The sequence below is a fragment of the Rouxiella sp. T17 genome (assembly GCF_036663475.1).
Classification (GTDB): Bacteria; Pseudomonadota; Gammaproteobacteria; order Enterobacterales; family Enterobacteriaceae; genus Rouxiella.
In genome coordinates this window covers 176,532-201,637 of the sequence record NZ_JAWUEA010000028.1, presented here as the reverse complement: position 1 = coordinate 201,637, position 25,106 = coordinate 176,532, and the positions used below count along the sequence as shown (strand labels likewise).

20 protein-coding genes are annotated in these 25,106 nt (G+C 51.4%); 15 read left to right on the top strand and 5 right to left on the bottom strand.

The window, feature by feature from the left end:
- Positions 1–419: 419 nt before the first annotated feature.
- The 4 genes from SC206_RS09955 (at position 420) to SC206_RS09940 (ending at position 5,255) form a co-directional block, all read left to right on the top strand.
- Positions 420–2,228: a tannase/feruloyl esterase family alpha/beta hydrolase gene (locus tag SC206_RS09955; protein WP_332736691.1), complete on the top strand. Its 1,809-nt coding sequence runs from the start codon at positions 420–422 to the stop codon at positions 2,226–2,228.
- Between the two features lie 195 nt (positions 2,229–2,423).
- Positions 2,424–3,374: a metallophosphoesterase gene (locus SC206_RS09950; protein ID WP_332736689.1), complete on the top strand. Its 951-nt coding sequence runs from the start codon at positions 2,424–2,426 to the stop codon at positions 3,372–3,374.
- 401 nt (positions 3,375–3,775) lie between these two features.
- Positions 3,776–4,060 (top strand): hypothetical protein, encoded by a 285-nt coding sequence (locus SC206_RS09945; protein ID WP_332736687.1) that lies wholly within the window; start codon positions 3,776–3,778, stop codon positions 4,058–4,060.
- 532 nt (positions 4,061–4,592) lie between these two features.
- Positions 4,593–5,255 carry a glycosyltransferase family 25 protein gene (locus SC206_RS09940; protein WP_332736685.1) on the top strand — a complete coding sequence of 221 codons (663 nt, stop codon included), beginning with the start codon at positions 4,593–4,595 and terminating at the stop codon, positions 5,253–5,255.
- A 141-nt stretch (positions 5,256–5,396) separates the two neighbouring features.
- Here SC206_RS09940 and SC206_RS09935 read toward each other — a convergent pair whose 3' ends face one another.
- Genes SC206_RS09935 through SC206_RS09925 form a run of 3 tightly spaced genes read right to left on the bottom strand, consistent with a single transcriptional unit; the run spans position 5,397 to position 8,361 of the window.
- Positions 5,397–6,743, bottom strand: a complete 1,347-nt coding sequence (locus tag SC206_RS09935) for an LLM class flavin-dependent oxidoreductase (protein ID WP_332736683.1) — start codon at positions 6,741–6,743, stop codon at positions 5,397–5,399.
- A gap of 45 nt (positions 6,744–6,788) precedes the next feature.
- Positions 6,789–7,352 (bottom strand): GNAT family N-acetyltransferase, encoded by a 564-nt coding sequence (locus SC206_RS09930; RefSeq protein ID WP_332736680.1) that lies wholly within the window; start codon positions 7,350–7,352, stop codon positions 6,789–6,791.
- A gap of 10 nt (positions 7,353–7,362) precedes the next feature.
- A complete protein-coding gene (locus SC206_RS09925; RefSeq protein WP_332736678.1) occupies positions 7,363–8,361 on the bottom strand; it encodes an LLM class flavin-dependent oxidoreductase in 999 nt (332 codons plus the stop codon).
- Between the two features lie 214 nt (positions 8,362–8,575).
- Here SC206_RS09925 and SC206_RS09920 point away from each other — a divergent pair, with 214 nt between their 5' ends.
- Positions 8,576–9,016 carry a hypothetical protein gene (locus SC206_RS09920; RefSeq protein ID WP_332736677.1) on the top strand — a complete coding sequence of 147 codons (441 nt, stop codon included), beginning with the start codon at positions 8,576–8,578 and terminating at the stop codon, positions 9,014–9,016.
- A 16-nt stretch (positions 9,017–9,032) separates the two neighbouring features.
- Here the strand turns inward: SC206_RS09920 and SC206_RS09915 are convergent, their stop codons facing one another.
- Positions 9,033–10,052, bottom strand: coding sequence for a LacI family DNA-binding transcriptional regulator (locus SC206_RS09915; RefSeq protein ID WP_332736675.1), 1,020 nt, complete (start codon positions 10,050–10,052; stop codon positions 9,033–9,035).
- A 419-nt stretch (positions 10,053–10,471) separates the two neighbouring features.
- Here SC206_RS09915 and SC206_RS09910 point away from each other — a divergent pair, with 419 nt between their 5' ends.
- The 5 genes from SC206_RS09910 to SC206_RS09890 all read left to right on the top strand — a co-directional run bounded on the left by SC206_RS09910 (position 10,472) and on the right by SC206_RS09890 (position 15,421).
- Positions 10,472–10,792, top strand: a complete 321-nt coding sequence (locus tag SC206_RS09910) for a PTS sugar transporter subunit IIB (protein ID WP_332736835.1) — start codon at positions 10,472–10,474, stop codon at positions 10,790–10,792.
- Positions 10,792–12,102 (top strand): PTS sugar transporter subunit IIC, encoded by a 1,311-nt coding sequence (locus tag SC206_RS09905; protein WP_332736673.1) that lies wholly within the window; start codon positions 10,792–10,794, stop codon positions 12,100–12,102. Before SC206_RS09910 ends, SC206_RS09905 begins: the two co-directional genes overlap by 1 nt.
- A 53-nt stretch (positions 12,103–12,155) precedes the next feature.
- Positions 12,156–12,455: a PTS lactose/cellobiose transporter subunit IIA gene (locus SC206_RS09900; protein ID WP_332736833.1), complete on the top strand. Its 300-nt coding sequence runs from the start codon at positions 12,156–12,158 to the stop codon at positions 12,453–12,455.
- 14 nt (positions 12,456–12,469) lie between these two features.
- Entirely contained in the window at positions 12,470–13,909 is a 1,440-nt protein-coding gene (locus SC206_RS09895) for a glycoside hydrolase family 1 protein (protein WP_332736672.1), read from the top strand.
- A 75-nt stretch (positions 13,910–13,984) separates the two neighbouring features.
- Positions 13,985–15,421, top strand: a complete 1,437-nt coding sequence (locus SC206_RS09890; RefSeq protein WP_332736670.1) for a 6-phospho-beta-glucosidase — start codon at positions 13,985–13,987, stop codon at positions 15,419–15,421.
- Between the two features lie 143 nt (positions 15,422–15,564).
- On the opposite strand, the gene SC206_RS09885 is transcribed toward SC206_RS09890, so the two are convergent.
- A complete protein-coding gene (locus SC206_RS09885; protein ID WP_332736668.1) occupies positions 15,565–17,886 on the bottom strand; it encodes a glycosyltransferase in 2,322 nt (773 codons plus the stop codon).
- A 550-nt stretch (positions 17,887–18,436) separates the two neighbouring features.
- Here SC206_RS09885 and SC206_RS09880 point away from each other — a divergent pair.
- From SC206_RS09880 to SC206_RS09860, 5 genes are all read left to right on the top strand, one after another.
- Entirely contained in the window at positions 18,437–19,897 is a 1,461-nt protein-coding gene (locus tag SC206_RS09880) for an AMP nucleosidase (RefSeq protein ID WP_332736666.1), read from the top strand.
- A 249-nt stretch (positions 19,898–20,146) separates the two neighbouring features.
- Positions 20,147–21,040 (top strand): ABC transporter substrate-binding protein, encoded by an 894-nt coding sequence (locus SC206_RS09875; RefSeq protein ID WP_332736664.1) that lies wholly within the window; start codon positions 20,147–20,149, stop codon positions 21,038–21,040.
- Positions 21,040–21,984, top strand: coding sequence for an amino acid ABC transporter permease (locus SC206_RS09870; RefSeq protein WP_332736662.1), 945 nt, complete (start codon positions 21,040–21,042; stop codon positions 21,982–21,984). The genes SC206_RS09875 and SC206_RS09870 overlap by 1 nt, the downstream gene beginning before the upstream one ends.
- Complete coding sequence (locus SC206_RS09865) at positions 21,977–22,738, top strand: amino acid ABC transporter ATP-binding protein (protein ID WP_332736660.1); 762 nt, start codon at positions 21,977–21,979, stop codon at positions 22,736–22,738. Before SC206_RS09870 ends, SC206_RS09865 begins: the two co-directional genes overlap by 8 nt.
- Before the next feature lie 60 nt (positions 22,739–22,798).
- Entirely contained in the window at positions 22,799–25,096 is a 2,298-nt protein-coding gene (locus SC206_RS09860) for a molybdopterin-dependent oxidoreductase (protein WP_332736658.1), read from the top strand.
- Positions 25,097–25,106: the final 10 nt, after the last annotated feature.

Below are 25,106 nucleotides of genomic sequence, written 5' to 3'. Positions count from 1 at the left end.
GGTCAAGGAGGGGGAAGTAAGCGGGTTGGCTTTTAACTCATTGAAATATATTATTTTATTTAATTGTGAAGTTACTGTGAGGTCCTTTTTTGCTTTAAGCAGACTCAAGCCGAGATGGAGGTTAATTTGTTGATTTGAGACGATAAAAAAATTCTTGGTCGCTGATATACCTTCTGACGAGTTTGGCTTAAAAAAGGGGAGTGTAAAGAAATCGCAAAGATTGCGCCGAAATATATTAAGGAGAGAAGACAAAGCGTGGCTGAAATAACGGGTTTGCGGCGTTAATTAATAATCCATTCACACTTTGTTTCATGCGCTGTAAGAAAAATTACCGTGAGCCGATAAAAGGCTATGATTATATTGTTTCAAAGTTCATATAATTGTTGGCAAATAACATAACCCATCAAGGAAGGGTGTTTATGAGTTTACAAGTTTTTAAAGCGCTAGGCCAAAGTCTGGCTACGTTGTCGCTGGTGATCGCCTGCGGTAGCAGTTTCGCCGCCACTTCACCAAGCGCAGCCGCGCAACCTGTAACAAATCGTGCCGAGTCAAATGTAACAGCCACCGGAGGCGTGACCTTGCCTGCGGTTAAACCTGTCGTCGCCTGTTCGACGCTGACTCAGGCAGATTTGTCATCGATTGGCGGCGCGGGAAGTCGCGTGACCTCAGCCAAAGAGGTCAAGCAAAACGGTGCTTCGTTCTGCCAAATAGAAGGGCAGTTAAAGCCGACTATCGGTTTTAAAGTGTTATTGCCAGCCGACAGTTGGGTGCAGCGTTACATGCAAATCGGCTGCGGCGGACTGTGTGGCAATATTGGCCTGCAAATTGGCGCGGCAGCAGGCTGTACGCCGTTAAATGCCAACGGTTTTGCCATCGCCGCGACCGATATGGGTCACACCATGCAGGAAGCTGATTTTGGTAAGAATCCGCAAAAGCGCGTCGATTTTGCCTATCGCAGCCAGCATTTGACTGCGCTGGTGGCGAAGCAGCTGATCGCCACCTATTACGGCCAGCAGCCTCGTTATTCCTACTTTAACGGATGTTCAGACGGCGGCCGCGAGGCGCTAATGGAAGCTCAGCGTTATCCTCATGATTTTAATGGGGTGATTGCCGGTGCTGCGGCGATGAACTTCCAGGTGCAAAACGCGGTTTATCACGCGTGGCAGGCGCTTTCCAATACCGGTCCGGATGGCAAGGCTGTTATTGTAGCGTCACGCCTGCCGTTGATTCATCAGGCCGTGCTGGCGCAGTGCGACGCGCAGGACGGCCAGCGCGACGGGCTTATCTCTGATCCGCAAAGCTGTCATTTTGATCCACAGGTCCTGAGCTGCAAGGCCGGAAGCACTGACACTAAAAACTGTCTGTCAGCTGCTGAAGTCACCACTCTGAAAAAACTGTATGACGGACCGCGTGATCCAGACACCGGCGAAAAGCTGACGATCAGCGGGCCAATGCCGGGTTCAGAGCTGGCTTGGGCGGGCGTGTTTGTGCCAGAAAAAGCTGACGATGGCATTTTCAGCCAAACCATTGCCATCTCTTCTTTGAAATATCTTAACTATGTAAAGAATCCTGCAAAAGATTTTACGCTGAAAGATGTGCGTTTCACCAAGGCGGCCTTTGCCGAGCTGGCAAAACTGCATCCTTTATATGACGCGACCAACCCGGATTTGAAAGCTTTTAACGAGGCGGGCGGCAAGCTGATTATCTGGCACGGCTGGGCCGATCCGCATATTTCGCCGTTGAACTCGGTGGCTTATCATCAGGCGGTTGGCAGCGTGATGGGCGCGGCGACGCGTGATAAATTCGAGCGTCTTTATCTGGTGCCGGGCATGCATCACTGTTCCGGCGGCGAAGGTCCGAGCCAGCTTGACCTGCTTAGTCCGATGATGAATTGGGTCGAAAAAAGTCAGGCTCCTGACGCCATCGTGACTTATCAGGCCGCGCAACAGGCGTCGACCGGTTTTGGTCAGCCGACGGGCGGCAAGGATTTACCAAAAGGCATGCCACCAAAAGGTATGAAGCCGATAGATCAAGGTTTGCAGCTTGAAACACTGGCTCCTAACGCGGCTTCGCGTCCGGTTTATCCGTATCCGCAATACGCCGTCTATAGCGGTAAAGGCGATGTCAACGCGGCATCAAGCTATGTGCATCAGCGTTTGAAAACCGTGCCTGAAAGCTATCAGTGGCTTGGCCAGGATTTCTACAAGCCTTATACCTTTATGAATTAAGTTAAACTATTAGTCATGATTCACCCGCGCCTCGTCAGAAATTTCACAACGACGAGGCGCAGTTTTCCCCGCCGTCTTGTCGTCATCATCTTTCCTTTATAAATTCTTCATAAATCCGTCATCTCGGCTGGTTAGCTTATGCCCATCATGCGTTGCTTCGCCGTGAGTCGGCATCCGTTAAGCAGGAGATTGATTATGACGATTCCATTAACCCTCGAACAGCAGCAGAAACTCGGCCATGTTAGCGTCTTATACAGCCCGCCAACGCTGGCGGAAACACCTCACTCGAATACCACGCTGCGCTTTGGGCTGATTGCCGACCCGCAGTATGCCGATGCCGAACCGGGCGTCACGCATCTCCGTTTTTATCGCAACAGTCTGTGCAAGCTCGAGAAAGCGATTACCGAACTCAACGATCATCGGCTGGAATTTGTGGTCACGCTGGGTGATTTGGTCGACAGAGAGTGGGAAAGTTTTGCCGCCGTGATGTCCGTTTACGAAGCCTTGCGTCATCCGCACGCCGTGGTGATTGGCAATCACGACGCGCAGGTGATTAGCGAACATCTTGCGCAGCAGGTGCCGGTTGCAGGATTACCCAAGAGTTATTATCAGTTTAGCCAGTCAGGTTACCGATTTATCGTAATTGACGGCAACGATCTGAGTCTGTACTGCAATGCCGGCAATGGCGAGCAGCACCAGCAGGCCAGAGCAATGTTAAACGTACTTGAAGAAGAGCAGCGACCTCAGGCGCAGCCCTGGAACGGCGCGGTAGGGCTTCGCCAGCTGGAGTGGATTGAGCAAACCTTGCAGCAGGCGAAGCGGCAAAATGAAACCGTTTTGGTGTTTGGCCATTATCCGTTGGCGCCAGACAACCGCCATAACTTGTGGAACTGTGAGCAGTTGGTTGAGTTGCTGTGCCGTTATCAGGTGCGCGCTTATTTTGCCGGTCATGACCACGAGGGGAACTATGCCAGAATCGGCAATACGGATTTCATCACCCTCAAAGGGATGGTGGATGGGGCCGATCGCCTGCCGTTTGCCATGATTGAAGTGAAAAACGGTGAGTTGACTGTAAATGGCTACGGCCCTGAAATCAGCCGTTTTCTGCCTTTGGAAGCACCGATTGTCTCCGAAACGTTCAGTTAACTCATAAAAGTGATCGGGTAGCTCGTTGAGTTAAAACGAACTATTCTTAAACTTGCAAATTGTTCAAAAAATCTGCAAAAAAGTGGCCTCAACCCCTTGCTAATGTATCAGCAGAGGAGTACAAATTATTAACGTGATAATCGTCACATTTATGTTGCTAAGCCTCATGACAATTGTGATCTGTCCTATACTTTGATTAGGGCAGAATTTGGCGCCAATCTAGTGTTTGAGCGCTTTCGTTGCCCAGATTGTTTGTTTAGAAATGCCGCATTCTTTTGAAGAAAGTTTTCAAAGTAAGTTTTTAAAGAGTGTTTTTTAAGATTCTGATTTAAAAATGAGAGTGTATCCGGTGAAAAGGGCTGTAACGACATTCAATCAAATGCTAGGAGGAGGAAGAAATAATGTCTGAATATCATTATTTGCTTCTGGGCGGAAGCCGCCACGGACAAAAACATGTCGATGAAAATCATCAATTTTCACTGTTCTTCCGCGGAGATGAAGCGGGGGAGTTGGCACAGGCGAAGGCAGAACTGTATGGCGTGCAGAACGAACGCTATAAAGTCTGCCCTGAGAAATGCGCAGACGGAAATTGGTACCTGATTGGTTATTGCGGTTCTTGCCCTGAGATACCAATCGACGAGAAAACGAATCTGTTGATTGATAGGCACATCAAACCGATGATGTGATGCTTCACCCAGATTGAGCTGTAAACCTAAACCTCGCGCTTGCGGGGTTTTTTGTTTTTGAATCTTTTTATTTCTCTTTGTAGTTTCCCTTCTTAATTTCAATGTTTTTAACATGGCAGGATTTAAGGATAAATGTATTTATCTTAATTAATCAACGATGTAATAATACTCGCCAGCTTGTCTGTTTGTTCATTTAATTAAAATCTACGCTGTAATTACTTTAGCGAATTTGCTGCGCGTGGCGACTTTTTATTTAATTAAAAGTAAGCGACACTGATTAAAGTTAGATAAAAATAAAACAACATAATGAGTAGGTTTTGAAATAAATAAAAATCACCAAGCCGCTTATTTTTAATTAAATTTAATGGGTTAAATTTTATAATAGACTTTTAAATTCTGTAGCCTTATTTATCATTTAAATTATTTATCATGTAAAAAATCTATCATATAAAAATATTTTATTGTCGAATATTCAATGCGTTGTGTTGGTAAATTATTGCACGATGTAAACCTGGGAAGATGCAATAACCTGATGAAAACATACGTTATAAGCCTTGAGAATGATTTTGATAAAAGAGCCGTGCTTTTATCGCAGTGTAAAGAGTTAGGACTCGAAGTGGAGTTATTCTATGCCATAGAGGGTGCGGCGCTTGAGCTTTCTTATATAAATCGTAACGTCGATAACTATCCTGACTGTAGGATGACACTCGGTGTAATTGGCTGTGCGCTAAGCCACTTGGCAATCTACAAAAAGATGATTGATGGTAATTTGCCAATGGCATTGATACTTGAAGACGATGCCCGTATCAGTACCCGAACGTTAGAAGTTTTAAAAGAGCTTGAAACCACATATAATAATAACGAGCGAGTCTATCTTTTAACACCACCAGAACATTATTGCCCGACGAAATCTATATCAGTGAGTCCTCACCTTAGCTTTTACCGCGTAAGCACCGCCTGTTCTACTGCCGGATATGTGGTGACTTTGCAGGCCGCAAAGAAGTTAATCAATATCAATATGCCTATTAAGTGGGAAGCGGACAGCTGGGCAATGTTCAGTTTCGTTCATGATCTTGAGATATATTGCTTAGTGCCTCCTGTCATCGCAGACGGCGACATCGACAAACGCGCTTCGACACTGGAGGTTGAGCGTGCAAAAATGCGCTTGAAAGAACCGAAATTTGTCATCAATTAAAAAGAAAGGCAAAAAATTATCAATTCCGGCGATGGCGTAAGATCTTACGCAAAAAGATCCAGCGGGAAGTGCGATACCAGGCGGAGTAAATAAAGAAGAGTAACCCTTCCTTCAAAAAGATTCGAAGGAAGGGGTTGGAGCTTAGGCCGTGACTTTTTCGGATTGAGCCGCTTCCTGCACCGCGAACTGGTTTTCTGGCTCGCGCAGGCCAAGATTTTCGCGCAGCGTGTTGCCTTCGTATTCGGTGCGATAAAGACCGCGCTGTTGCAGAATCGGGATCACCTGCTCGACAAAATCGTCAAACGCCGTTGGCGTGCCGCCGCGCACGATAAATCCGTCGGTCGCGCCTGAGGTGAACCAGTGCTCGAAACCGTCGGCGATATCTTCTGCCGTGCCCAGGAAAGAGGGGCGAGGCGTTGCCGCTTCAAGTGCTGCCTGCCTTAAGGTCAAGCCGCGCGCCTTGGCGTCATTTTTAATCGTGTCGGTGGTGCTACGGAAACTGTTTTGCCCCAAATCGCCAATTTCAGGGAACGGCGCGTCAAGGTCATGCTGACTAAAGTCGTAATGCTCGAAATAACGCCCGAGATATTCCAACGCTTTTTCAACCGTGACCAGCTGCGCCGTTTGCTGATATTTTTGCTCGGCATCTTCAACGCTGCTGCCAATAATCACACTGGTGCCCTGGAAAATACGAATATCTTCCGCATCACGCCCGCGTTCTACCAGCTGACGTTTTACATCCTGATAAAATTCGCGCGCCAGCTCGGGGGTTTCTTGACGGGTATAAATTGCATCGGCGGCTTCGGCGGCGAAGGTCTTGCCTTGCTCCGACGCGCCCGCCTGAAACACGATCGGACGACCCTGCGGCGAGCGGCCAACGTTTAGCGGACCCTGCACCGAATAATATTTTCCATGATGATTCAAGGTGTGCAGTTTGCTGGCATCAAAAAACTCGCCGGTCGCTTTGTTACGCACAAACGCATCCTCTTCCCACGAATCCCATAGGCCTTTCGCCACCTGCAAGTATTCGCTGGCGATGCGATAACGCTCGTCGTGTTCGGGATGTTTATCACGCGAAAAGTTTTTGGCCGAGCCTTCCAGCGGCGACGTTACCACGTTCCAACCGGCGCGACCGCCGCTCAAATGGTCGAGACTGGCAAACTGTCGGGCGACGGTAAAAGGCTCGCTATAGGAGGTTGACAGCGTAGCGACCAGCCCGATTTTATGGGTCACCAAAGAGAGCGCGGAAAGCAGGGTAATCGGCTCGAAACGGTTGAGAAAATGCGGAATCGATTGCGCGGTAATGTACAGGCCGTCGGCGACAAACAGAAAATCAAACTTTGCCTGCTCGGCCTTTTTCGCCAGATTCTGCACGAATTCGACGTTAATACTGGCATCCGCAACCGCGTCGGGATGACGCCACGCCGACATGTTGCCCGAAGGCCCTTGAATGATCGCACCCAAACGCAGCTGCTTTTTATTGCTCATGACGATTCCTTTTAAAGGCTTGAGAAGCTAAATCAGCTTATTCAGTTAAACCAGAGCGCGCGAATCAGCGATGGTGCGCACATACTCTTTCTGTTCGTGCTCGTCGAAAATTTCGGCATTGAGAATTTTGCGCAGATAAACCAGCTCGGAACCCAGCGGATTTGTGGCGGTATGAAAAGCTTCATAGCCGCGACGCTGGTAGAGCGCGGTCAGCCACGGATGATGAATGGCGGTAGCGAGATACACGGCGGGGGCTTTTAGGCTATCGCGTAAAAAATTCTCCTCGACGTGACTAATAATTTTGCTGCCGTAACCCTGACCTTTTGCCTGCTCATTCACGGCAAACCAATGAATAAACGGCCACGGCGCGGGCGAAGAATAGGGCGAAGAGGTCCAGGGAAAACGCACGGTGGTGGTGGCGGTAATGCCTAAATCGGTTTCAATCACAAAGGTGCTTTCACGGCGAATAACGTGACGGACTTCATCCACACTGGCGCGAGTAATGGTGAAATGAACGTTGTACTGCTGCAAAGAGGCGTAGGCCTTTTGCAGCATGGCGTGCAGCTCGGGGGCATCGGCTTCGGTAGCCTGACGAATAATTTCGCTCATCGACGTCTCCTTAAGCCAGCGCAACGCTGGCGGTAGCTAACAGTTCAAGCGATCGCAGACGGGCCTGAGACTGCACCACGGGCGAGTCGATCACGAATTCTTCAACGCCAAACTGTGCCTGCAGAGCCTCAAGCTGCTGATGCACCTCTTCACCCGTGCCCGCGAGCACGGAGGATTTACGTTCTTCAATTTTATGCGACGCGGCTTTCGACTGGCGAATGTAGGCCTCTGCATGTTCCAAGCTGCCGACGTTCACGCGTTGACCATCGCTTGCGATCACGCGATACAGCTGGCCTTCGCCGACCAATTTTTTGGCCTGTGCGGACGTCTCGGCTGCAATCACCGGCACCGCCAGAATGGCGCGACGCCCGTTGCTGTCGTGTGAATAGGCGGAAAGGGCGCGGGAAATCTCGCGCTCATCGGCATTAAGATGGGCGGCAAACACAAAGTTCCAGCCAAGTTTGGCGGCCAGACGCGCGCTCTCTTCGCTGGCACCTAACAGGAAACGCGAGGCGGTTTGCGGCGGCTGTGGTGTTACCGAAAGCGTGTCGCCATTTTGTTCGCGCACCGGCACGGAAAGCCAGTCATTCAGCAGCGCCAACTGCTCGGCGAAATCGCCTTTTTGAGTCGGATCGACAGCGTATTGCAGCGCGTGAGTAGAAAGCGGCAGCCCGCCCGGCGCTTTGCCAATCCCCAAATCAACCCGGCCCGGCGCTAAAGATGCCAGCTGGTTAAAGTTTTCAGCCACTTTAAACGGGCTGTAATGCTGCAACATCACGCCACCCGAGCCCACGCGCAGCTTGCGGGTGTGAGCCAAAATCCAGGCGATGACAATTTCGGGCGAAGAGATAGCTAGCTTGTCGGTATTATGATGCTCGGCCAGCCAAAAACGGTGATAGCCCCACTGCTCGGCCTTCTGCGCGAGTTCCAGCGTACGTTTTAGTGCTCCGGCGGCGTCCTCGTTGTCGTCGAGCGGGCTTTTGTCCAGCAAACTTAGACGGTATCCCATTCTTTTTCCTTAGCGTTTTTCGATAAATTGGAGTTAATTGAAAGCTGATAAGGAAGATTATTGGATTCAGGCCGCAGCGAAGTAAAACAACAATAGTTGCTATTAAGTTGCTTAAATTGAATTAACGACGGGGGAGGCGGTTTGCGGGGGAACGCAATTACGCTAAAGTGCCGAGAAGATTTTTATATCGCCACAATGATAATGGTAAAACAGCATGACAACTTTTCCGCGCAATGAAAGCGATACTGTTGATGAAAGTCGTGACGCTTTTGCGCAGCAACTGCTGAATCTGGCGCGTACGCTAAAAATCGACCCGTTAGTCGCCGAAAATCAGGTGCTGGATCGCGTAGCACTAAGCTTTCGCAAGCTGCTTAACTTTCTGGCGCAGCAGGCTGAGGCCACTGAAATGTATCTTTTGGCCTATCCGCCAGACAAAGTAAAGGCGCAGCTGGTGGCGACAATGCAGGAAAACTTTGCCGACGCGCAGCTTGGCGAAATTTTCCGTAAAGATATTCCGATTAAGCTGCTGGCAGAATTTTTTATCGCCATGCTGCTGCAACTCGCACAAATTCCGGCTGACCCGCAGGGGCGTCACCAGCAGAGCCTGGCGGCGACGCGGTTATTTTGCGAAGGGGCGTGGCTTGGAAAAGAATAACGATGAGTTTCTCTGACTAGCCTTTGAAATAAGGCCCTTTGGCCAACGAATCACGCACAATTAATTCACCGGCAAAGGGCTGAGGCGCGGCAAAACTATTACCTTCCATCATATCGACCAGCTGCTTTAAGGTGGTTTTGATCATCTCGGCTCTTGGCACTCGCACGCTGCTCAACGACGGAATAAAATAGGACGCCATCGCAATATCATCAAATCCGACCAGCGAGACATCCTGCGGAATACGTATTCCGGCGGCGTGTAGCTGATTCGCCGCGCCTATCGCCATATCGTCGTTACTGGCGACCAGCGCAGAAAACGTCACGTCGCGCGCGAGCAAGGTTTTCGCCGCTAATAACCCACACTGCGGCGTCCAGCTGCCTTCAACGATTAACTGCTCCCGGAAGGCAATGTTATTGGCTTCTAATGCCTGCCGATACCCTGCCAAACGGCTGTTTGCCGACGGCGAGCCGCTAATGCCGCTGATGAAAGCGATATCACGATGTCCCTGATTAATCAGATAGTTAACCGCATCGAAACTGTATTGCTGATGATCGGCATACACACAATGCTGCGGACTGCGGGCAAGCTGTCGATTGACCACGATAATCGGCTTGGGCGAGCTTTCAATAATAGCGGTCAGCTCGTCGGCATTCAAAAAACGCGGATAGACAACCAGCCCGTCACAGCGTAAATCGAGAAGGAATTCAATAGCCTGCCGTTCTTCAGCCGCCGAGTGTTTACCGTCGGCCAGCACCAACTGTCGGCCATAGCTTTCGGTTAACGTCGCGGTCTGAAATAACAGCTCGTTAAAATAAGGGCCATTATAAAGGGTATTACTGACCATCAGGCCAATGCTTTGCGACTTACTGGTGGCCAGGTTGCGTGCCAGGAGGTTAGGGCGATAACCCGTCTCTTCCACGGCTTTGAAAACGCGATCGCGGGTAGTTTTGCTGACATAGCTATTGCCCGCCAGAACGCGTGAAACCGTGGCTTTAGACACGCCCGCCTTATTGGCGACATCGAGCATCGTTATCATAATGTTTGCTCTAACATGTAATTGTTCCCGTTACTGCGTTATTCATCACACTATCGTACCTTGCTCGTCATAGCAGCCACAAGTTAGAAACGCTCTCTTAAACGCTGCACGAAGGGCTTTCAGCCAGAGAATAATAGCTTCTTCTTAACAATAAACTGACGAAATAGGCATTATTTATCTTGGTTAGTTAATGATTTTATCGATTGGGAAATTAAGTAAAGCGTTCTCGTAAACAATAAATAATTCATCGTTAATATTATTCCGAATGTCAGGCAATGCCACTCGGTAAGATGATTAATTAATAGAAAGTAGAACAATCGCGATCGTCATCACAAAGTAAGATAACTAATCTGAAACCGGTTGCAGTTTTATCTCTCATTTGTATATTTTAATTAAAACACCAAGCCGAGGGATAAATGATGACCAAGATCTTACTGTGCTGTGCCGCCGGAATGTCTACCAGTATGCTTGTCCAGCGCATGGAGAAATATGCCGCGCAAAACGCTATCAACGTTGAAATCAATGCCATTGCCTTCGATGAATTTAGCGAACAGCTTCCGAACTACGACTGCGTGCTGCTTGGCCCACAGATAAAATACAAGTTGGCCGAATTCAAAGTATTGGCCGATGAACTGAATAAGCCCATCGCAGTCATTAATACCATGGATTACGGCATGATGAATGGCGAGAAAATCCTCAACGAATCCTTAAAAATGATTGCCGTCAACGAGGAAAAATAATGAGCACAATCAGTGAGTCATTATTCGGCGTGATTGAAAACCGCATCAGCCCTATTGCGGCACGGCTTTCAAGTCAACGTCACGTGGTTGCCATCAAAGACGGTTTTATCTCTTCAATGCCGTTTCTGATCGTCGGCTCTTTTATGCTGCTGTTTGCCCATCCGCCGTTCAGTGCCACCAGCGATTGGGCCTTTGCCCAGTGGTGGCTGGGCATGGTCGAGCGACATACCGACCAGATTATGATGCCCTATAATATGACCATGGGCATTATGGCGGTCTATATTGCCGCCGCCATCGCCTATAATCTGGCGCAAAGTTATAAGATGAACGGCTTTATGGCGGCGATGCTTTCTTTAATGGCTTTTCTGGTTGTCGCCTCGCCGCAGAATAATGGCGCGCTGCCGGTGGGTTCGCTAGGAGGCGAGGGAATATTTACCGCAATCCTCGTCAGCCTTTACGCCACCGAATTAATGCACTTTCTGCAAAAGCATAATATCGGTTTTAAGCTCCCCGAACAGGTGCCGCCAAAAATACGCCAATCCTTTGACCTGTTGATTCCTATTCTGGCTATTTTCATTACCCTGTTTCCGCTAAGCCTCTTTATTCAGCATCAGTTTGGGCTGTTATTACCGCAGGCAATAATGTCGATATTTGCGCCGATTATTTCGGCCTCTGACTCGCTGCCCGCTATTCTGATTGCCGTGCTGCTGTGTCACCTGCTGTGGTTTGCAGGCATTCACGGCGCGGTGATTGTGGGCGGCATCTTGCAGGCGTTTTGGTTAACTAACTTGGGTATCAATCAGCAGGAGCTCAACGCGGGTCAGCCCATCACGCAGATATTTATCGAGCCTTTCTGGCAGTTCTTTATTGTGGTGGGGGGATCAGGCTCAACGATGGGGCTGGTGTTTCTCTACCTGCGCAGCCGTTCGGCGCACCTGCGCTCCATTGGCAAGCTCGGGCTGGTGCCTAGCATGTTCAACATCAATGAACCGGTGATTTTTGGTTCGCCCGTTGTGATGAATCCTCTGCTGTTCATTCCGTTTATTACCGCGCCGCTGGTGAATGCCGTGATTGCCTACACCGCGACGCGCACCAATCTGGTTAATCACGTTATTTCTCTCGCGCCGTGGACTACGCCGGGTCCGATTGGTGCCGCCTGGTCAACCGGTTGGGATTTCCGCGCCATTATTCTGGTCGGCGTGCTGCTGTGTGTGTCGACCCTTATCTATTATCCCTTCTTCAAAATGTATGAAAAACAGCTGCTTGAGCAGGAAGAGCCGAACTTGCAGCCTGCCGAAAACCCGTTATGAAACTGGACAAGGAGAACGATGTGGAACTGGATACGGAATTTGAGACCGTCGTTATGGAGCTGATTATTCACGCCGGTGAGTCGCGCTCCTGCTCAATGGAGGCGCTGAGAGCCGCGCGTGCCAACGATTGGGCATTAGCGGATCAACATTTGACCGCCGCCAAGATGGCCGCACGCGAAGCGCATTTAATTCAAACCAAGCTGATTGGGGCCGATGAAGGCGTCGGAAAAATTCCGGTCAGCCTGATTCTGGTTCATGCGCAGGATCATTTAATGAACGCCATGCTCTGTCGCGAACTCACGGAAGAGCTGATTCATCTACACCGCGAAATCTCGGTGTTGAAAAACCGTTAATCAAGGAGAGCGACATGAAACATCAGCAGGTCACACCTTTTCCGCAGGATTTTCTATGGGGCGCCTCGACTTCGGCCTATCAGGTTGAAGGCGCGTGGAACGAAGACGGAAAAGGGCCGTCGGTCATCGACAAGGCCATTTTCGACGCCGAGCTCAGCGATTTCAAGGTCACCAGCGACCATTATCATCATCTGGAACAGGACGTTGCGCTGTTTGCCGAGCTGGGCCTTAAAACCTATCGTTTCTCTATTTCATGGGCGCGACTGTATCCGCAGGGCAGCGGCGAGTTGAATCCGTTGGGCGCAGCTTTTTACGATCGTTTAATCGACCTGCTGGTGGCGCATCGCATCGAACCGCTAGTCACGCTCTATCACTTTGACCTGCCGTGGGCCTTGCAGGAGAAGGGCGGTTGGTCAGATCCCGCCACCATCGCCGCTTTCGAGCAGTATGCGCGTACGGCGTTTGAACGCTACGGCGATCGGGTTAAATATTGGCTGACAATTAACGAACAGAACATGATGATTCTGAAGGGCGAGGTGATTGGTACTTTGCCGCCGGGCACGCAAGATCCGCAGAAGGTGCTGTATCAGCAGAATCATCACATGATGCTGGCACAGGCTAAAGCGATGATCGCCTGCCATCAGCTGTTGCCAAACGCCAAGATAGGCCCTGCACCCAATATTTCCTGCGTTTATCCGGCTAGCGCGCGCCCCGAAGACGTGTTGGCGGCCAATAACTTCTCTGCAATCCGCAACTGGCTCTACCTCGACCTTGCCTGTTATGGCAAATATAACGCCGTGGCGTGGAGCTTCATGCAGGAGAAAGGCTATTTGCCACAGATTACCGACCAGGAAATGGCGATTTTGCGCGAGGGTAAACCCGATTTTATCGCCTTCAACTATTACGCCTCCGCTACCGTAGGCGCAGATCACTCCTCGGCAGAACGTGACGCAGGCGAGCCATCAAAGCTTGTCGATCAACAGCTTGCCGGTATCGACAGCAGCGTTTACGCCGGCATGGATAATCCGTTCCTTAAACGTAATCAATTTAACTGGTATATCGACCCCGTCGGTTTTCGCATCACCGCGCGCGAAATCTATGAACGTTATCGCCTGCCGCTGATTGTCACCGAAAACGGTCTAGGTGCTTTCGATACGCTGGAAGCGGGCAATAAAGTCTATGACGATTACCGAATTGCCTATTTGCGCCAGCATCTCGAACAGCTGCAATTGGCGATAAGCGACGGCGTTGAGCTATTCGGCTACTGTCCGTGGTCGGCGATCGACTTGGTCAGTACTCATCAGGGAATTGGCAAACGCTACGGCTTTATCTACGTCAATCGTGATGAAAAAGAGCTGAAAGATCTCGCGCGCTTTAAGAAGAAAAGCTTCTTTTGGTATCAGCGAGTGATCGCGAGCAACGGCGAAAATCTGGATCCCCAGATTGAATACTGAGTTTTTGTGAGTGAAACCTGATTTTTTTCTGATATTTCCTTATTTACCTCTAATTTTTTGCAACAAGGACGCGTAATGAATTCCAAACAGTTACCAGCAGATTTTTTGTGGGGCGGTGCCGTCGCGGCGCATCAGGTCGAAGGCGGATGGGATCAGGGCGGCAAAGGGCCGAGTATTGTCGACGTGCTTACCGCTGGCGCGCACGGCGTAGCGCGTGAAGTCACTGACGGCGTGCAGCCGGACCAGCGTTATCCGAATCATCAGGCCGTGGAATTTTATTCACATTTTAAGCAAGACATCGCGTTATTCGCCGAGATGGGCTTTAAGTGTTTTCGTACCTCGATCGCCTGGTCGCGTATCTTCCCGAACGGCGATGAAACGCAGCCCAACGAGGCCGGATTACAGTTTTACGACGAGATGTTTGACGAGCTGTTAAAGCACAATATCGAGCCGGTGATTACCCTGTCGCATTTCGAGATGCCCCATCATCTGGTTAAAGAATATGGCGGCTGGCTGAATCGCAAAGTGGTCGATTTCTTTGTCCATTTCAGCGACGTAGTGATGGAACGCTATAAGTCTAAAGTTAAATACTGGATGACTTTCAACGAGATAAACAACCAACGTAACTGGAAAATCCCGCTGTTTGGCTATTCCTGTTCGGGCGTGATTTTCCTCGACCAGCCAAATCCGGAGCAGGCGATGTATCAGGTGCTGCACCATCAGTTTGTCGCCAGCGCCAAGGTAGTTAAACGCGGTCATGCAATTAATCCCGACTTTAAAATTGGCTGCATGCTGGCAATGGTGCCGGTCTATCCGTGGTCCTGCGACCCTGATGACGTAATGTTTGCACAGGAACAAATGCGTCAACGCTACCTGTTCGGTGACGTGCAGATGCGCGGCTATTATCCGGCCTATATCTTGAAAGAGTGGGAAAACAAAGGCTATCAGATTGAAATGCAGGCCGAAGATGCGGCGACGCTGCGTGAAGGCTGCACCGATTATCTGGGCTTCAGTTATTACATGAGTAATGCCGTGCAATACGCGGCGCGCGATACGCAGGGCGGCATCGAGTCAGTCGAGGGCAGCAAGCGTAATCCGCACGTGGCGGCGTCGGAATGGGGTTGGCAGATTGATCCCGTTGGCCTGCGCTACACCTTGAACGCATTGTATGAACGTTATCAAAAGCCCCTGTTTATTGTCGAAAACGGCTTCGGCGCGGTAGATAACGTTGAGGCCGATGGCAGCATAAACGATGACTATCGCATCGATTATTTGCGCGCCCACGTTGAACAGATGAAAAAAGCGGTGCTTGAAGACGGCGTCGACCTGATGGGCTACACGCCGTGGGGCTGCATCGACTGCGTATCTTACACTACGGGGCAATACAGCAAGCGCTACGGGTTTATTTATGTCGATAAACATGACGACAACAGCGGCAGCCTGAAGCGCTCGAAGAAGAAGAGTTTTAACTGGTATAAACAGGTCATCGCCAGTAACGGAGGAGATCTCTGAGTTCCGAGTCTCCTCCTGATGACGCTACGTTACGTTACGCTACGTTTTAAATGAGTAAATGAGTAAATGAGTAAATGAGTAAATGCAGCGGCTACGTTTGATTAGCTGATTATCCCGCTAATCCATAAAAGTAAATGAAAACGTTAGCTGCTGCGTTTTAGCCAGCTGCTCGCCACTTCGGTCAGTGAGAAAATTGGCGACTTTTTATCATTCATTTCAATAGCCTGATTCGGCTCCTGCGCGGTGGATTCCTGCGCGGTGATAGTGGCGTTTTCTATCGCGCCATTCATCAGCGCCTTCATCTGCTGTGCGGTGCTGTCCCAGGATGTCAGACTGACAATCTGCTTCATCCGCTGCGTCATCCTCGCCGTTTCGGCTCCCGTCAGTGCTAGCGCGCGCTCGCAGTGAGTGATAAAACTCGCCGCATCTTTGCCGATAAACACCACGTCACCATAAGGTTCGGCCACGTCTTTAATCGGCGTGCTTACCACAGGCAACGCGCCAGCCATATATTCCAGCACTTTGGTCGGGCTAATGAACTTGGTTGATTCGTTCAACATAAACGGCATCAGGCAGACGTCCCAGCCGGCCAAAAACTGCGGCAAGGCCTGATAAGGCTGCTGACCAAAATAGTGAATATTGTCACGTACAGGCAGGCTGGCCGGATCGATTTTCACCACCGGCCCGACGCAAACTATCTGCCATTCTGGGTGCGCATCGGCCATTTGCGCCAGCAGTTGCGTGTCCATCCGCTCATCAATCACGCCGTAATAACCTAAACGCGGATGCGCAAGGTGTTCCTGCAACGGATGTTCGTTGCTTCTATCCAAAGCCTGCTCGAAATGCACCACGTCAACACTGCTCGGGAAACAATAAACGTTGTCATGACGATCTTTTTTGGCGGCGTAAAGGCTCGGTCCACCGGTAAATACCAGCGAAGCGCGTTTCAGCAGGGCGGATTCACGTTGCAACAGTTGGCGTGGCGCGTTGGCAAAGGCCGCCAGCTCGTCCATGCAGTCGTAAATCACCGCCGCCGCATTGAAATTGGCCAGCAAAGGCAGCGCCATCGGCGTGTAAAACCACACCAGCGGCTGTTCGTCTTCATGACACAACTGCTCCATTAATGGCTGAAGCTCTACCAGCTGATCGTCATGAAAACCCGGCTGATGAATACTGGTATGTGGCCGTGCGACCGTAATATTTGCGGCAGGATAGGAGAAATGAAACGCCGCTTCTCCGGGTTGATAAACGGGCTCCTCAATAAAGATAATCTGATAATGGCGGGCAAGGCGGGTCAGCAAATGCTGAGGGCGCTGAAATACAAAGTCCCAGCGGAGGTGAGAGAAAACAATTAATTTCTGGACGGTCATAGGCTTATCCTCGTCGCTATTCCGTTTATCTAGCTGGTCAACAAATTGACGCAGCGACGCTTGTGCTTCCTTAATAGCAGCCGCATAAGGCGGATTAATAACCCTGATAAAATCCTGAGTTGTGTGCCCGGCAACATCCCATAAACCGCTCTGGTGCCACCTGTTATTATCTTCCCAATCCGGCCTGTCGATAATTGGATAAAGACAAATGCCGGTAATTCGTACCCCGTTAAGCATCGCCTGCGCAATTTCGCCGGCAATATGATTAATCCACGCGCCGCGACCACTGCCTACGTGGCTGGTTTCGGCCAGTAAAATAGGGCGACCGTAGCGTTGATGTAATTGATGCAGCATTTGATGCAGCGGCGCGCGGCGGGCGTCACCCAAGTGCCACCACAGTTTGCGATGCGTTATCATTTCCCACTGATTGTCGTGATAATAGTTGGCGCCGATCAGGTCGAGATAACGCGGCGCGCCGCCAAGTTCGGGAGCAAGTTTGCCGCAAATCATGTCCCAGGCCTGATATTGCGCCAGAGAGTGCTGCTCGGCCTCATGCTGTAAATGCGGCTCTGAATTGGGCGGTACAATATTTATAATCGGATCACAGTGCAGAATTCTCGCTCGCGGATCGGCATGCCAGATGGCGTCGCAACCTGCGAGAGTGGCTCTAACCAGCTGGCGTTTACTCTCGATACCGGCTTCGTGGCTTGGCTGCCAAGACGAAGGGAAAAAGCCGACCGAAATCGCCCAACTGGTAAAAGAGATTTCATTGACGGGAGAATAGACGGGCGGTCGGTCATAAAACGGCGCCAAATAGGTCGCCAGTGCGCCACAAAAACGGCCAAAACGGGAGACAAAATCGTTGGCGAAAACGTCGGTATCTTCGGGCCAGCCGTAATGGCAAATTGTCCAGCTGATTTCAATACCCGCGCGTTTAGCCGCCGTCATGCGTATATCAACCGAACTAAAATCATAGCCTTCAGGACGTTCACATAAACGCCAACCCACGCTTTCGCGAACGGTTTTAATACCAAATTCCCGTAATGCGTTGTAATCCTCAAATACTTTTTGCAAATGTCCGTTGGATTCGGTCATTGAAAGGGGGACATTATGTCTTGTTATATAATCTGCGCCTTCAAACCCTCCCTGCCAAAATGATGCAAACTCAGTCATAAAGTCATTACTCCGTTCGTTGGTGTTTAATCGTGGAATGCAAAGGTAATAATTAGCCACAGTTTGCCGCGTCTGTTATTTAACAGACTCTAGATAGAGTTAAAGGCAATACGAAGACACTGGTTAATAATAGTCGAATATTTTTATAACGCGCCAGATTTAGGTTTACTTAATATATCTCAGTTGAACTTATTAATTGCGCTTACCTATTAACCTCAAATGGTTACCTTTATTGCCGCTGGACTCTTTCTTAAATTTTTTATCTGACTTGAATATATATAAAATTACGCTAGCAAGGTTTGGATATATTTTTATTCGTGATATTTAATTCTGAGTTAATTAAACTATTGACATGATTTTCAACAAAGTTTTATTGAAAAGCATTCGTTGGGTTTACCTTTCAATGCTCGAGTAAGCTATGATGAAAACGAGTCAAAGCTTAAATAAACGATCATCGCGTCAGGGAGATAGCATGGATAATCAAGAAACTACGACGTACCTCAATGCTTCGGAGGCGATAGACCGTCTTGAGAGTTTGTATGAGGCCTCGCTCGTTGCGCTTCGTGGGGCGATTGCGCAATATATCGACAACGGCACGCTGCCCGATTTGCTGGCGCGCGCCGACGGGCTGTTTGCTTATCCGCAGCTTGAGGTCAGCTGGGACGGCAGCGCGCAAACGCCTTATCGCACGCGCGCCTACGGCCGTTTTGCACATCCGGGGAAATATGTCAGCACCATTACCCGCCCGGCGCTGTTTCGCAACTATCTGATGAGCCAGCTTAAAATTCTGGAAAAAGACTACGGCGCCTCTTTTATCGTCAGCCCGTCGCAGCAAGAGATGCCTTACCCGTTTGTGATTGACGGCTCTGACCTGATTTTAGACCGTTCAATGACCGCCGGATTGGCGATGCATTTTCCGACCACCGATTTAGCCAAAATTGTCGATGACGTCACCGACGGCGTGCAAACGTCGGTCGACAGCTTCCCGTTGTCACATTTTGACGCGCTGCGCACTGATTTCTCGCTGGCGCGCCTGAAACATTACACCGGCACACCGCCCGAGCATTTCCAGCCCTACGTGCTATTTACCAACTATACCCGCTACGTTGACGAGTTTGTTAGCTGGGCCTGCGAGCAGATTCTCGACCCGGCGTCGCCTTATCAGGCGTTGTCGTGCGCGGGCGGCAACTATTTCACCGCCGAAGACAGCGACCCGTCGCGCACGGCCTCAGACTTGGCGTGGAAGAAACACCAGATGCCGGCCTATCATTTGATTGCTGATAACGGGCAGGGGATTACGCTGGTTAATATCGGCGTCGGGCCTTCCAACGCCAAGACTATTTGCGATCACCTTGCCGTGCTGCGCCCGCACGCGTGGCTGATGATTGGTCACTGCGGCGGGCTGCGCGAAAGCCAGACTATCGGCGATTACGTGTTGGCTCACGCCTATTTACGTGACGATCACGTTTTAGACGCCGTCTTGCCGCCGGATATCCCGATCCCAAGCATTGCCGAAGTACAGCGCGCACTTTATGACGCCACCAAACTGGTGAGCAATATGCCGGGCGAAGAGGTTAAACAGCGCCTGCGCACGGGCACGGTGGTGACGACAGACGACAGAAACTGGGAGCTGCGTTTTTCCGCCTCCTCGCGACGCTTTAGTTTGAGTCGCGCCGTGGCGGTGGATATGGAAAGCGCCACCATTGCCGCGCAGGGTTATCGTTTCCGCGTTCCGTACGGCACGCTGCTTTGCGTTTCCGATAAACCGCTGCACGGCGAGATAAAACTGCCGGGTCAGGCCAATCATTTTTATGAGGGTGCCATCTCGGAACACCTGCAAATAGGCATCCGCGCGATTGATTTACTGCGGGCCGAGGGCGACAAGCTGCATTCCCGCAAGCTGCGTACCTTCGACGAGCCGCCGTTCCGCTAGAACGAAAGGTTATGGCTTAGATATTATTTAATCAAAAGCAGGGGGCGCTATTCGGCTCCCCTTTATCACAATGCGTAGTGTATCCCCTTGTCCTGCATCAACTTTCCCTTTCACTAACTACAAAACCTCATCCTTTAGAACATAATTGGATAAGCTTATCTATTTTTAGCAGTTGAAAGGGTTGAGCCGTCCATTGAAAATAAATTGTCTGCATTTTTTGTGTATTTTCACCAGGAAAAAGGTTTAGAAATGAAGTTATTAAACATGCTGCTTCCGCTCGTGATTGCCGGAAGCGTACAGAGCGTCTGGGCCGCCGATCAGAATGTCCCATTTTCACCCTCATTCCACGTCTCGGCTGATAATGCATTAAAAAGCAAAGTACCCGCTGATATCTTGAAACGCGGCTACATTATTGCCGGCACTAACCCGAATACGCCGCCTACCACGTTCTATAAAGAAGATAACAAAACGTTGGCCGGCCGCGAAATCGACATCATGAGCGCCGTCGCCGAAAGACTGGGCGTGCCTGTGCAATGGCGCGACACCGGCGGGTTCGACAATATTATTCCCGGCTTGAAATCGGGTCGTTATGACGTCGCGCTCTCTAACATCAACGCGACAAAAGCGCGTCTGAGTCAGGTTGATTTCATCGGCTATTTCGACGCCTCGCGTCTGGGCATTATCTCGCGCAAAGACGCGAACATTGCTCCGTTTACTTCGCTGCAAGACGTTTGCGGCAAGCAGGTTGGCGCTGGTGCGGGCACCACGCAGCTGCTGCGTCTGGATGAAGCCAGCAAAAAATGTGTCGCCGACGGCAAGCCGGCCATTAATATCGCCACCTTCCCGGATCGCCCGGCGGGCGTGCAGGCCGTGGTGAGCGGTCGTGCTGCGATGTTCTTCGGCCCGTATGAAGGCCTGACCTATCAGGTCAGCAAAGTGCCTCTTCTGACCATGAGCGGTCAAATTACGGTTAACGATGCACCGGTTTCTATTGCCTTCCCGAAAGAGTCACCGCTGGAAGATGCCGTGCAGGCCGCTTTGAACTCGCTTATCAAGGACGGTAGCTACCAGAAGATCCTCGACAAGTGGAACATCGGCTACGGCGCGATGAAAGAAGCAAAACGTAACGAAGAGATTTTTTAATGCCTAATGCAACACCTGAATCGCAGGATGCACTGCGCATTATCAGTAAAAAGTATTACGGGCGCTGGTTCAGCGCCTTTATCGTTTTATTGATTCTGCTGGCAGTTGGCAACTCGGTTATCAATAATCCGCGCTTTGAATGGCACGTCATTGCGGCCAACTTTACCGAAGCGTCCATTTTGCAGGGCGTGCTGATGACGCTGCAACTGACGGCGATTTCCGTGGTGCTCGGCTTTGCGGGCGGCACGGTTTTGGCGTTGATGCGCCTGTCGTCGAATCCGGTATTGTCGTCGGTGAGCTGGGCTTACACCTGGTTCTTCCGCGGCGTGCCGATGCTGGTGCAGCTTTTTCTTTGGTACAACGTCGCCGCACTCTATCCGAAAATCACGCTGTCGCTGCCGTTTGTCGGCGAGCTGTGGACCGCCAACGCCAACTCGCTGATCAGCCCGTTTAGCGCGGCGGTGATTGCGCTGGTGATGCATCAGTCTGCCTACGCCGCCGAGATTGTGCGTGCGGGGATTCAAAGTGTGAATCAGGGCCAGCTCGAAGCCGCGAAGGCGTTGGGTTATCGTCCGGCGCAGATTTTCCGTCACACTGTGCTGCCACAGGCGATGCGCGCCATTCTGCCGCCGGCGGGCAATGAAGTGATCGGCCAGCTTAAAACCACCGCCGTGGTTTCAGTGATCGCGCTGCAAGATGTGCTGTATTCCGCGCAGATTATTTATCAGCGCACCTATGAAGTGATTCCGCTGCTGCTGGTCGCGACCTTGTGGTATCTGCTGATGACCTCCGTCTTGTCGGTGGGTCAGTATTACATCGAGCGTTATTTTGGTCGCGGCACCGTGCGCAACGAAAAACAGTCGTGGATTAAGCGCAAAGTGGCTGCAAAGTCGGCGAATCAAGACATGTCGGTCAGTCAGGAAAAGGTGGGCAGCAATGGCTGAATCAATCGCGTTACGTAATATCACCAAACGTTTTTCGGGCAACACGATTCTGGATGGCATCGATCTGGACATTGCCGCCGGGTCGGTGACGGTGATCCTCGGGCCGTCCGGCTCGGGAAAATCCACCTTGCTGCGCTGCATTAATCACCTCGAAAAGCTCGACGGCGGCACGATTCGCATCGGCGAAAGCCTGGTCGGTTATCGGCAGAAAGGGCACGCGCTGTACGAGCTGAACAGCAAGCAGGTCGCGGCCCAGCGTGCCAAAATCGGCATGGTGTTTCAGCAGTTCAACCTGTTCCCGCACCGCACCGTGCTGCAAAATATTATCGATGCGCCCGTGCGCGTGAAGAAACAGCCGCGCCAGCAGGCGATTGAAAAAGCCCGTTCGCTGTTGCAGCAGGTGGGTTTGGCGAATCGTGAAAATGATTGGCCGTCGCAGCTTTCCGGCGGACAGCAGCAGCGCGTGGCCATTGCCCGTGCGCTGGCGATGGACCCAGGCGTTATGCTGTTTGACGAACCGACCTCAGCACTTGATCCCGAGTTGGTCGGCGAAGTCTTGCAGGTCATCAAAAAGCTGGCACACTCGGGCATTACCATGGTGATTGTGACCCACGAAGTCGGCTTTGCGCGTGAAGTGGCAGATAATATTGTCTTTATGGAAGAGGGCAAAATAGTGGCAGCCGGACCGACGCAGGCCGTGCTCGACGACAGGGAAAACGTCCGCGTTCGCGAATTTTTGTCAACGGTGCTGTAGAGGCTAATCCCCGCTATTCGTCCGTTGTTGGCCCTCTTTCCGCCAGGACAACCCGTTATAATGACTACAAAATCAACGACTCACAGCTCCCATTGGGGAGCTTTCACCGCCGTTTTGAAAGACGACAAACTGGCGGTGACGCCTTTCTCGGGCGATCCCGATCCCAGCCCTTTGCTGCAAAACTTTGAAAACGCCTTGAATCACAAGGTGCGCATTGCCACGCCGATGGTGCGTCGCGGCTGGCTTGAAAACGGGCCTGGACCTGACGACCGTCGCGGTGCCGATGAATATATCGCCATCACGTGGGAAGAAGCCTATGCGCTGGCGTCGGGCGAATTGTCGCGCGTGGCAAAAGCGCACGGGCCAGAATCGGTATTCGGCGGCTCTTACGGCTGGTCGAGCGCGGGACGTTTTCACCACGCGCAAAGTCAGGTCCACCGCTTCTTGAACACCACCATCGGCGGCTACGTTCGTTCGGTCAACAGCTACAGCTCCGGCGCGGCGTCGGTGATTCTGCCGCACATCGTCGGCGACATGAATGAAATCGCCCGTCGCGGTGTGAGCTGGGAAGAGATCTCTGAACACACCGATCTGATGCTCTCGTTTGGTGGCTTGGCGTTGAAAAACTCGCAGGTCGCCAGCGGCGGGTTGAGCGAGCACACCGAGCGCAGGTTTATCGATAAAGCCGCCAAACGCGGCACTCAATTTATCTCCGTCAGCCCGTTGGAAAGCGATCTGCCTGAAGAAGCTCACGGCGAATGGCTGGCGATTCGACCGGGCACCGACGCCGCGCTGATTCTGGCGCTGCTGCACGAACTGAAAGCTAATAACTTTACCGACGAAGATTTTCTCGCGCGCTATTGCGTCGGCTGGGACAAGCTGGTTGCGTATATTAATGGCGAGGAAGACGGGCTGGTGCGCGACGCCGCGTGGGCCGCCGACATCTGTGGCATTAGCGCGACACGCATTCAAACTCTCGCCAATGAGCTGCACGGCAAACGGGTCATGATCTCTGTCGCTCACGCGCTGCAACGTGCCGAACACGGCGAGCAGCCCGTGTGGCTTGGGCTGGTGCTCTCCGCCGCGCTGGGTCAACCGGGCCTGCCGGGCGGCGGTTATGGCTATGCGCTGGGTGCGCTCGGGCATTACGGCAAGCATCATAATCAGGTCTCTTTCCCGGCTTTGCCGCAGGGAAAAAATGGCGTGAAAGACTTTATCCCGGTGGCGCGTATCTCAGATATGCTGCTGCATCCGGGCGAAAGCTATCGTTATAACGGCGAAACGCGGCAGTACGCCGACATCAAACTTGCGTGGTGGGCGGGCGGTAATCCGTTCCATCATCATCAGGATCTCGCCCGTTTACGTAAGGCGTTTAACCAGCTCGATACGCTGATCGTCCACGAAATTGCCTGGACCGCTACCGCGCGTCACGCCGATATCGTGTTGCCTGCCACCATGACGCTGGAGCGCGAAGATGTCGGCGGCGCGCCAACCGATCGCAATCTGTTTGCCATGAAGCCGGTCGCCAAGCCGTTTGGTGAAGCAAAAGATGATTACACGATTTTTGCCGAGCTGGCTAAACGGCTGGGTCGTGAAGAGGCGTTTACCGAGGGCCGCACCGCCAAGCAGTGGCTGGAGCATTTGTATCAGCAGATGCAGGAAAAATGCCAGCAGCAGAATATTGAGGTGCCTGAGTTCGCCGAGTTTTGGGAGCAGGGGCATGTGCAACTGCCGCAGCTAAAAGACGGTGGCCGATTGTTGCGTAATTTGCGCAACGATCCCGAGAAATATCCGCTGCCGACGCCGAGCGGCAAAATCGAGATTTTCTCGCAGACGATCGCCGATTTTGGGGATGCCGATTGTCCGGGGCATCCGGTGTGGCTTGAGCCAACGCAAAAGCCAGACGGTGAAAACCCGCTCTATTTGATAGCCAACCAGCCAGCCACCAAGCTGCACAGCCAGCTAGATTATGGTCAGCACAGCGTATCTAAAAAGGTTGATGGCCGTGAAATCTGTCGCATTCATCCTGTTGACGCGCAGTCGCGAGGCATCAAAATCGGCGATACCGTCGTGATTGGCAATTCGCGTGGCCGCGTGCTGGCAAGCGTGGAGATTAGCGAGCAGATTATGCCGGGCGTGATTCAGCTGCCGACCGGTGCGTGGTATGACCCCGTTGATCCGCAGGCCGCGCAGCCGTTGTGTCGTCACGGTAACCCGAATGTATTAACGCTGGACGTTGGCACGTCATCACTGGCGCAGGGCTGTTGCGGACAGATAACCGTCGTCGACGTTAAGCGCTATCAAGAAAAACCGCCGGCAGTGCAGGCTTTCGAACCGCCGGTGATTGTTTATAGATAATCAGTTTATC

What these genes read in the sequence shown, in the direction of transcription:
- SC206_RS09945 (WP_332736687.1), top strand. Translation starts at nt 3,776, where the DNA reads ATGTCTGAATATCATTATTTGCTTCTGGGCGGAAGCCGCCACGGACAA.
- SC206_RS09955 (WP_332736691.1), top strand. Translation starts at nt 420, where the DNA reads ATGAGTTTACAAGTTTTTAAAGCGCTAGGCCAAAGTCTGGCTACGTTG.
- SC206_RS09915 (WP_332736675.1), bottom strand. Translation starts at nt 10,052, where the DNA reads ATGATAACGATGCTCGATGTCGCCAATAAGGCGGGCGTGTCTAAAGCC.
- SC206_RS09870 (WP_332736662.1), top strand. Translation starts at nt 21,040, where the DNA reads ATGCCTAATGCAACACCTGAATCGCAGGATGCACTGCGCATTATCAGT.
- SC206_RS09865 (WP_332736660.1), top strand. Translation starts at nt 21,977, where the DNA reads ATGGCTGAATCAATCGCGTTACGTAATATCACCAAACGTTTTTCGGGC.
- SC206_RS09940 (WP_332736685.1), top strand. Translation starts at nt 4,593, where the DNA reads ATGAAAACATACGTTATAAGCCTTGAGAATGATTTTGATAAAAGAGCC.
- SC206_RS09950 (WP_332736689.1), top strand. Translation starts at nt 2,424, where the DNA reads ATGACGATTCCATTAACCCTCGAACAGCAGCAGAAACTCGGCCATGTT.
- SC206_RS09920 (WP_332736677.1), top strand. Translation starts at nt 8,576, where the DNA reads ATGACAACTTTTCCGCGCAATGAAAGCGATACTGTTGATGAAAGTCGT.
- SC206_RS09930 (WP_332736680.1), bottom strand. Translation starts at nt 7,352, where the DNA reads ATGAGCGAAATTATTCGTCAGGCTACCGAAGCCGATGCCCCCGAGCTG.
- SC206_RS09925 (WP_332736678.1), bottom strand. Translation starts at nt 8,361, where the DNA reads ATGGGATACCGTCTAAGTTTGCTGGACAAAAGCCCGCTCGACGACAAC.
- SC206_RS09890 (WP_332736670.1), top strand. Translation starts at nt 13,985, where the DNA reads ATGAATTCCAAACAGTTACCAGCAGATTTTTTGTGGGGCGGTGCCGTC.
- SC206_RS09875 (WP_332736664.1), top strand. Translation starts at nt 20,147, where the DNA reads ATGAAGTTATTAAACATGCTGCTTCCGCTCGTGATTGCCGGAAGCGTA.
- SC206_RS09910 (WP_332736835.1), top strand. Translation starts at nt 10,472, where the DNA reads ATGACCAAGATCTTACTGTGCTGTGCCGCCGGAATGTCTACCAGTATG.
- SC206_RS09880 (WP_332736666.1), top strand. Translation starts at nt 18,437, where the DNA reads ATGGATAATCAAGAAACTACGACGTACCTCAATGCTTCGGAGGCGATA.
- SC206_RS09935 (WP_332736683.1), bottom strand. Translation starts at nt 6,743, where the DNA reads ATGAGCAATAAAAAGCAGCTGCGTTTGGGTGCGATCATTCAAGGGCCT.
- SC206_RS09860 (WP_332736658.1), top strand. Translation starts at nt 22,799, where the DNA reads ATGACTACAAAATCAACGACTCACAGCTCCCATTGGGGAGCTTTCACC.
- SC206_RS09895 (WP_332736672.1), top strand. Translation starts at nt 12,470, where the DNA reads ATGAAACATCAGCAGGTCACACCTTTTCCGCAGGATTTTCTATGGGGC.
- SC206_RS09900 (WP_332736833.1), top strand. Translation starts at nt 12,156, where the DNA reads ATGGAGCTGATTATTCACGCCGGTGAGTCGCGCTCCTGCTCAATGGAG.
- SC206_RS09885 (WP_332736668.1), bottom strand. Translation starts at nt 17,886, where the DNA reads ATGACCGAATCCAACGGACATTTGCAAAAAGTATTTGAGGATTACAAC.
- SC206_RS09905 (WP_332736673.1), top strand. Translation starts at nt 10,792, where the DNA reads ATGAGCACAATCAGTGAGTCATTATTCGGCGTGATTGAAAACCGCATC.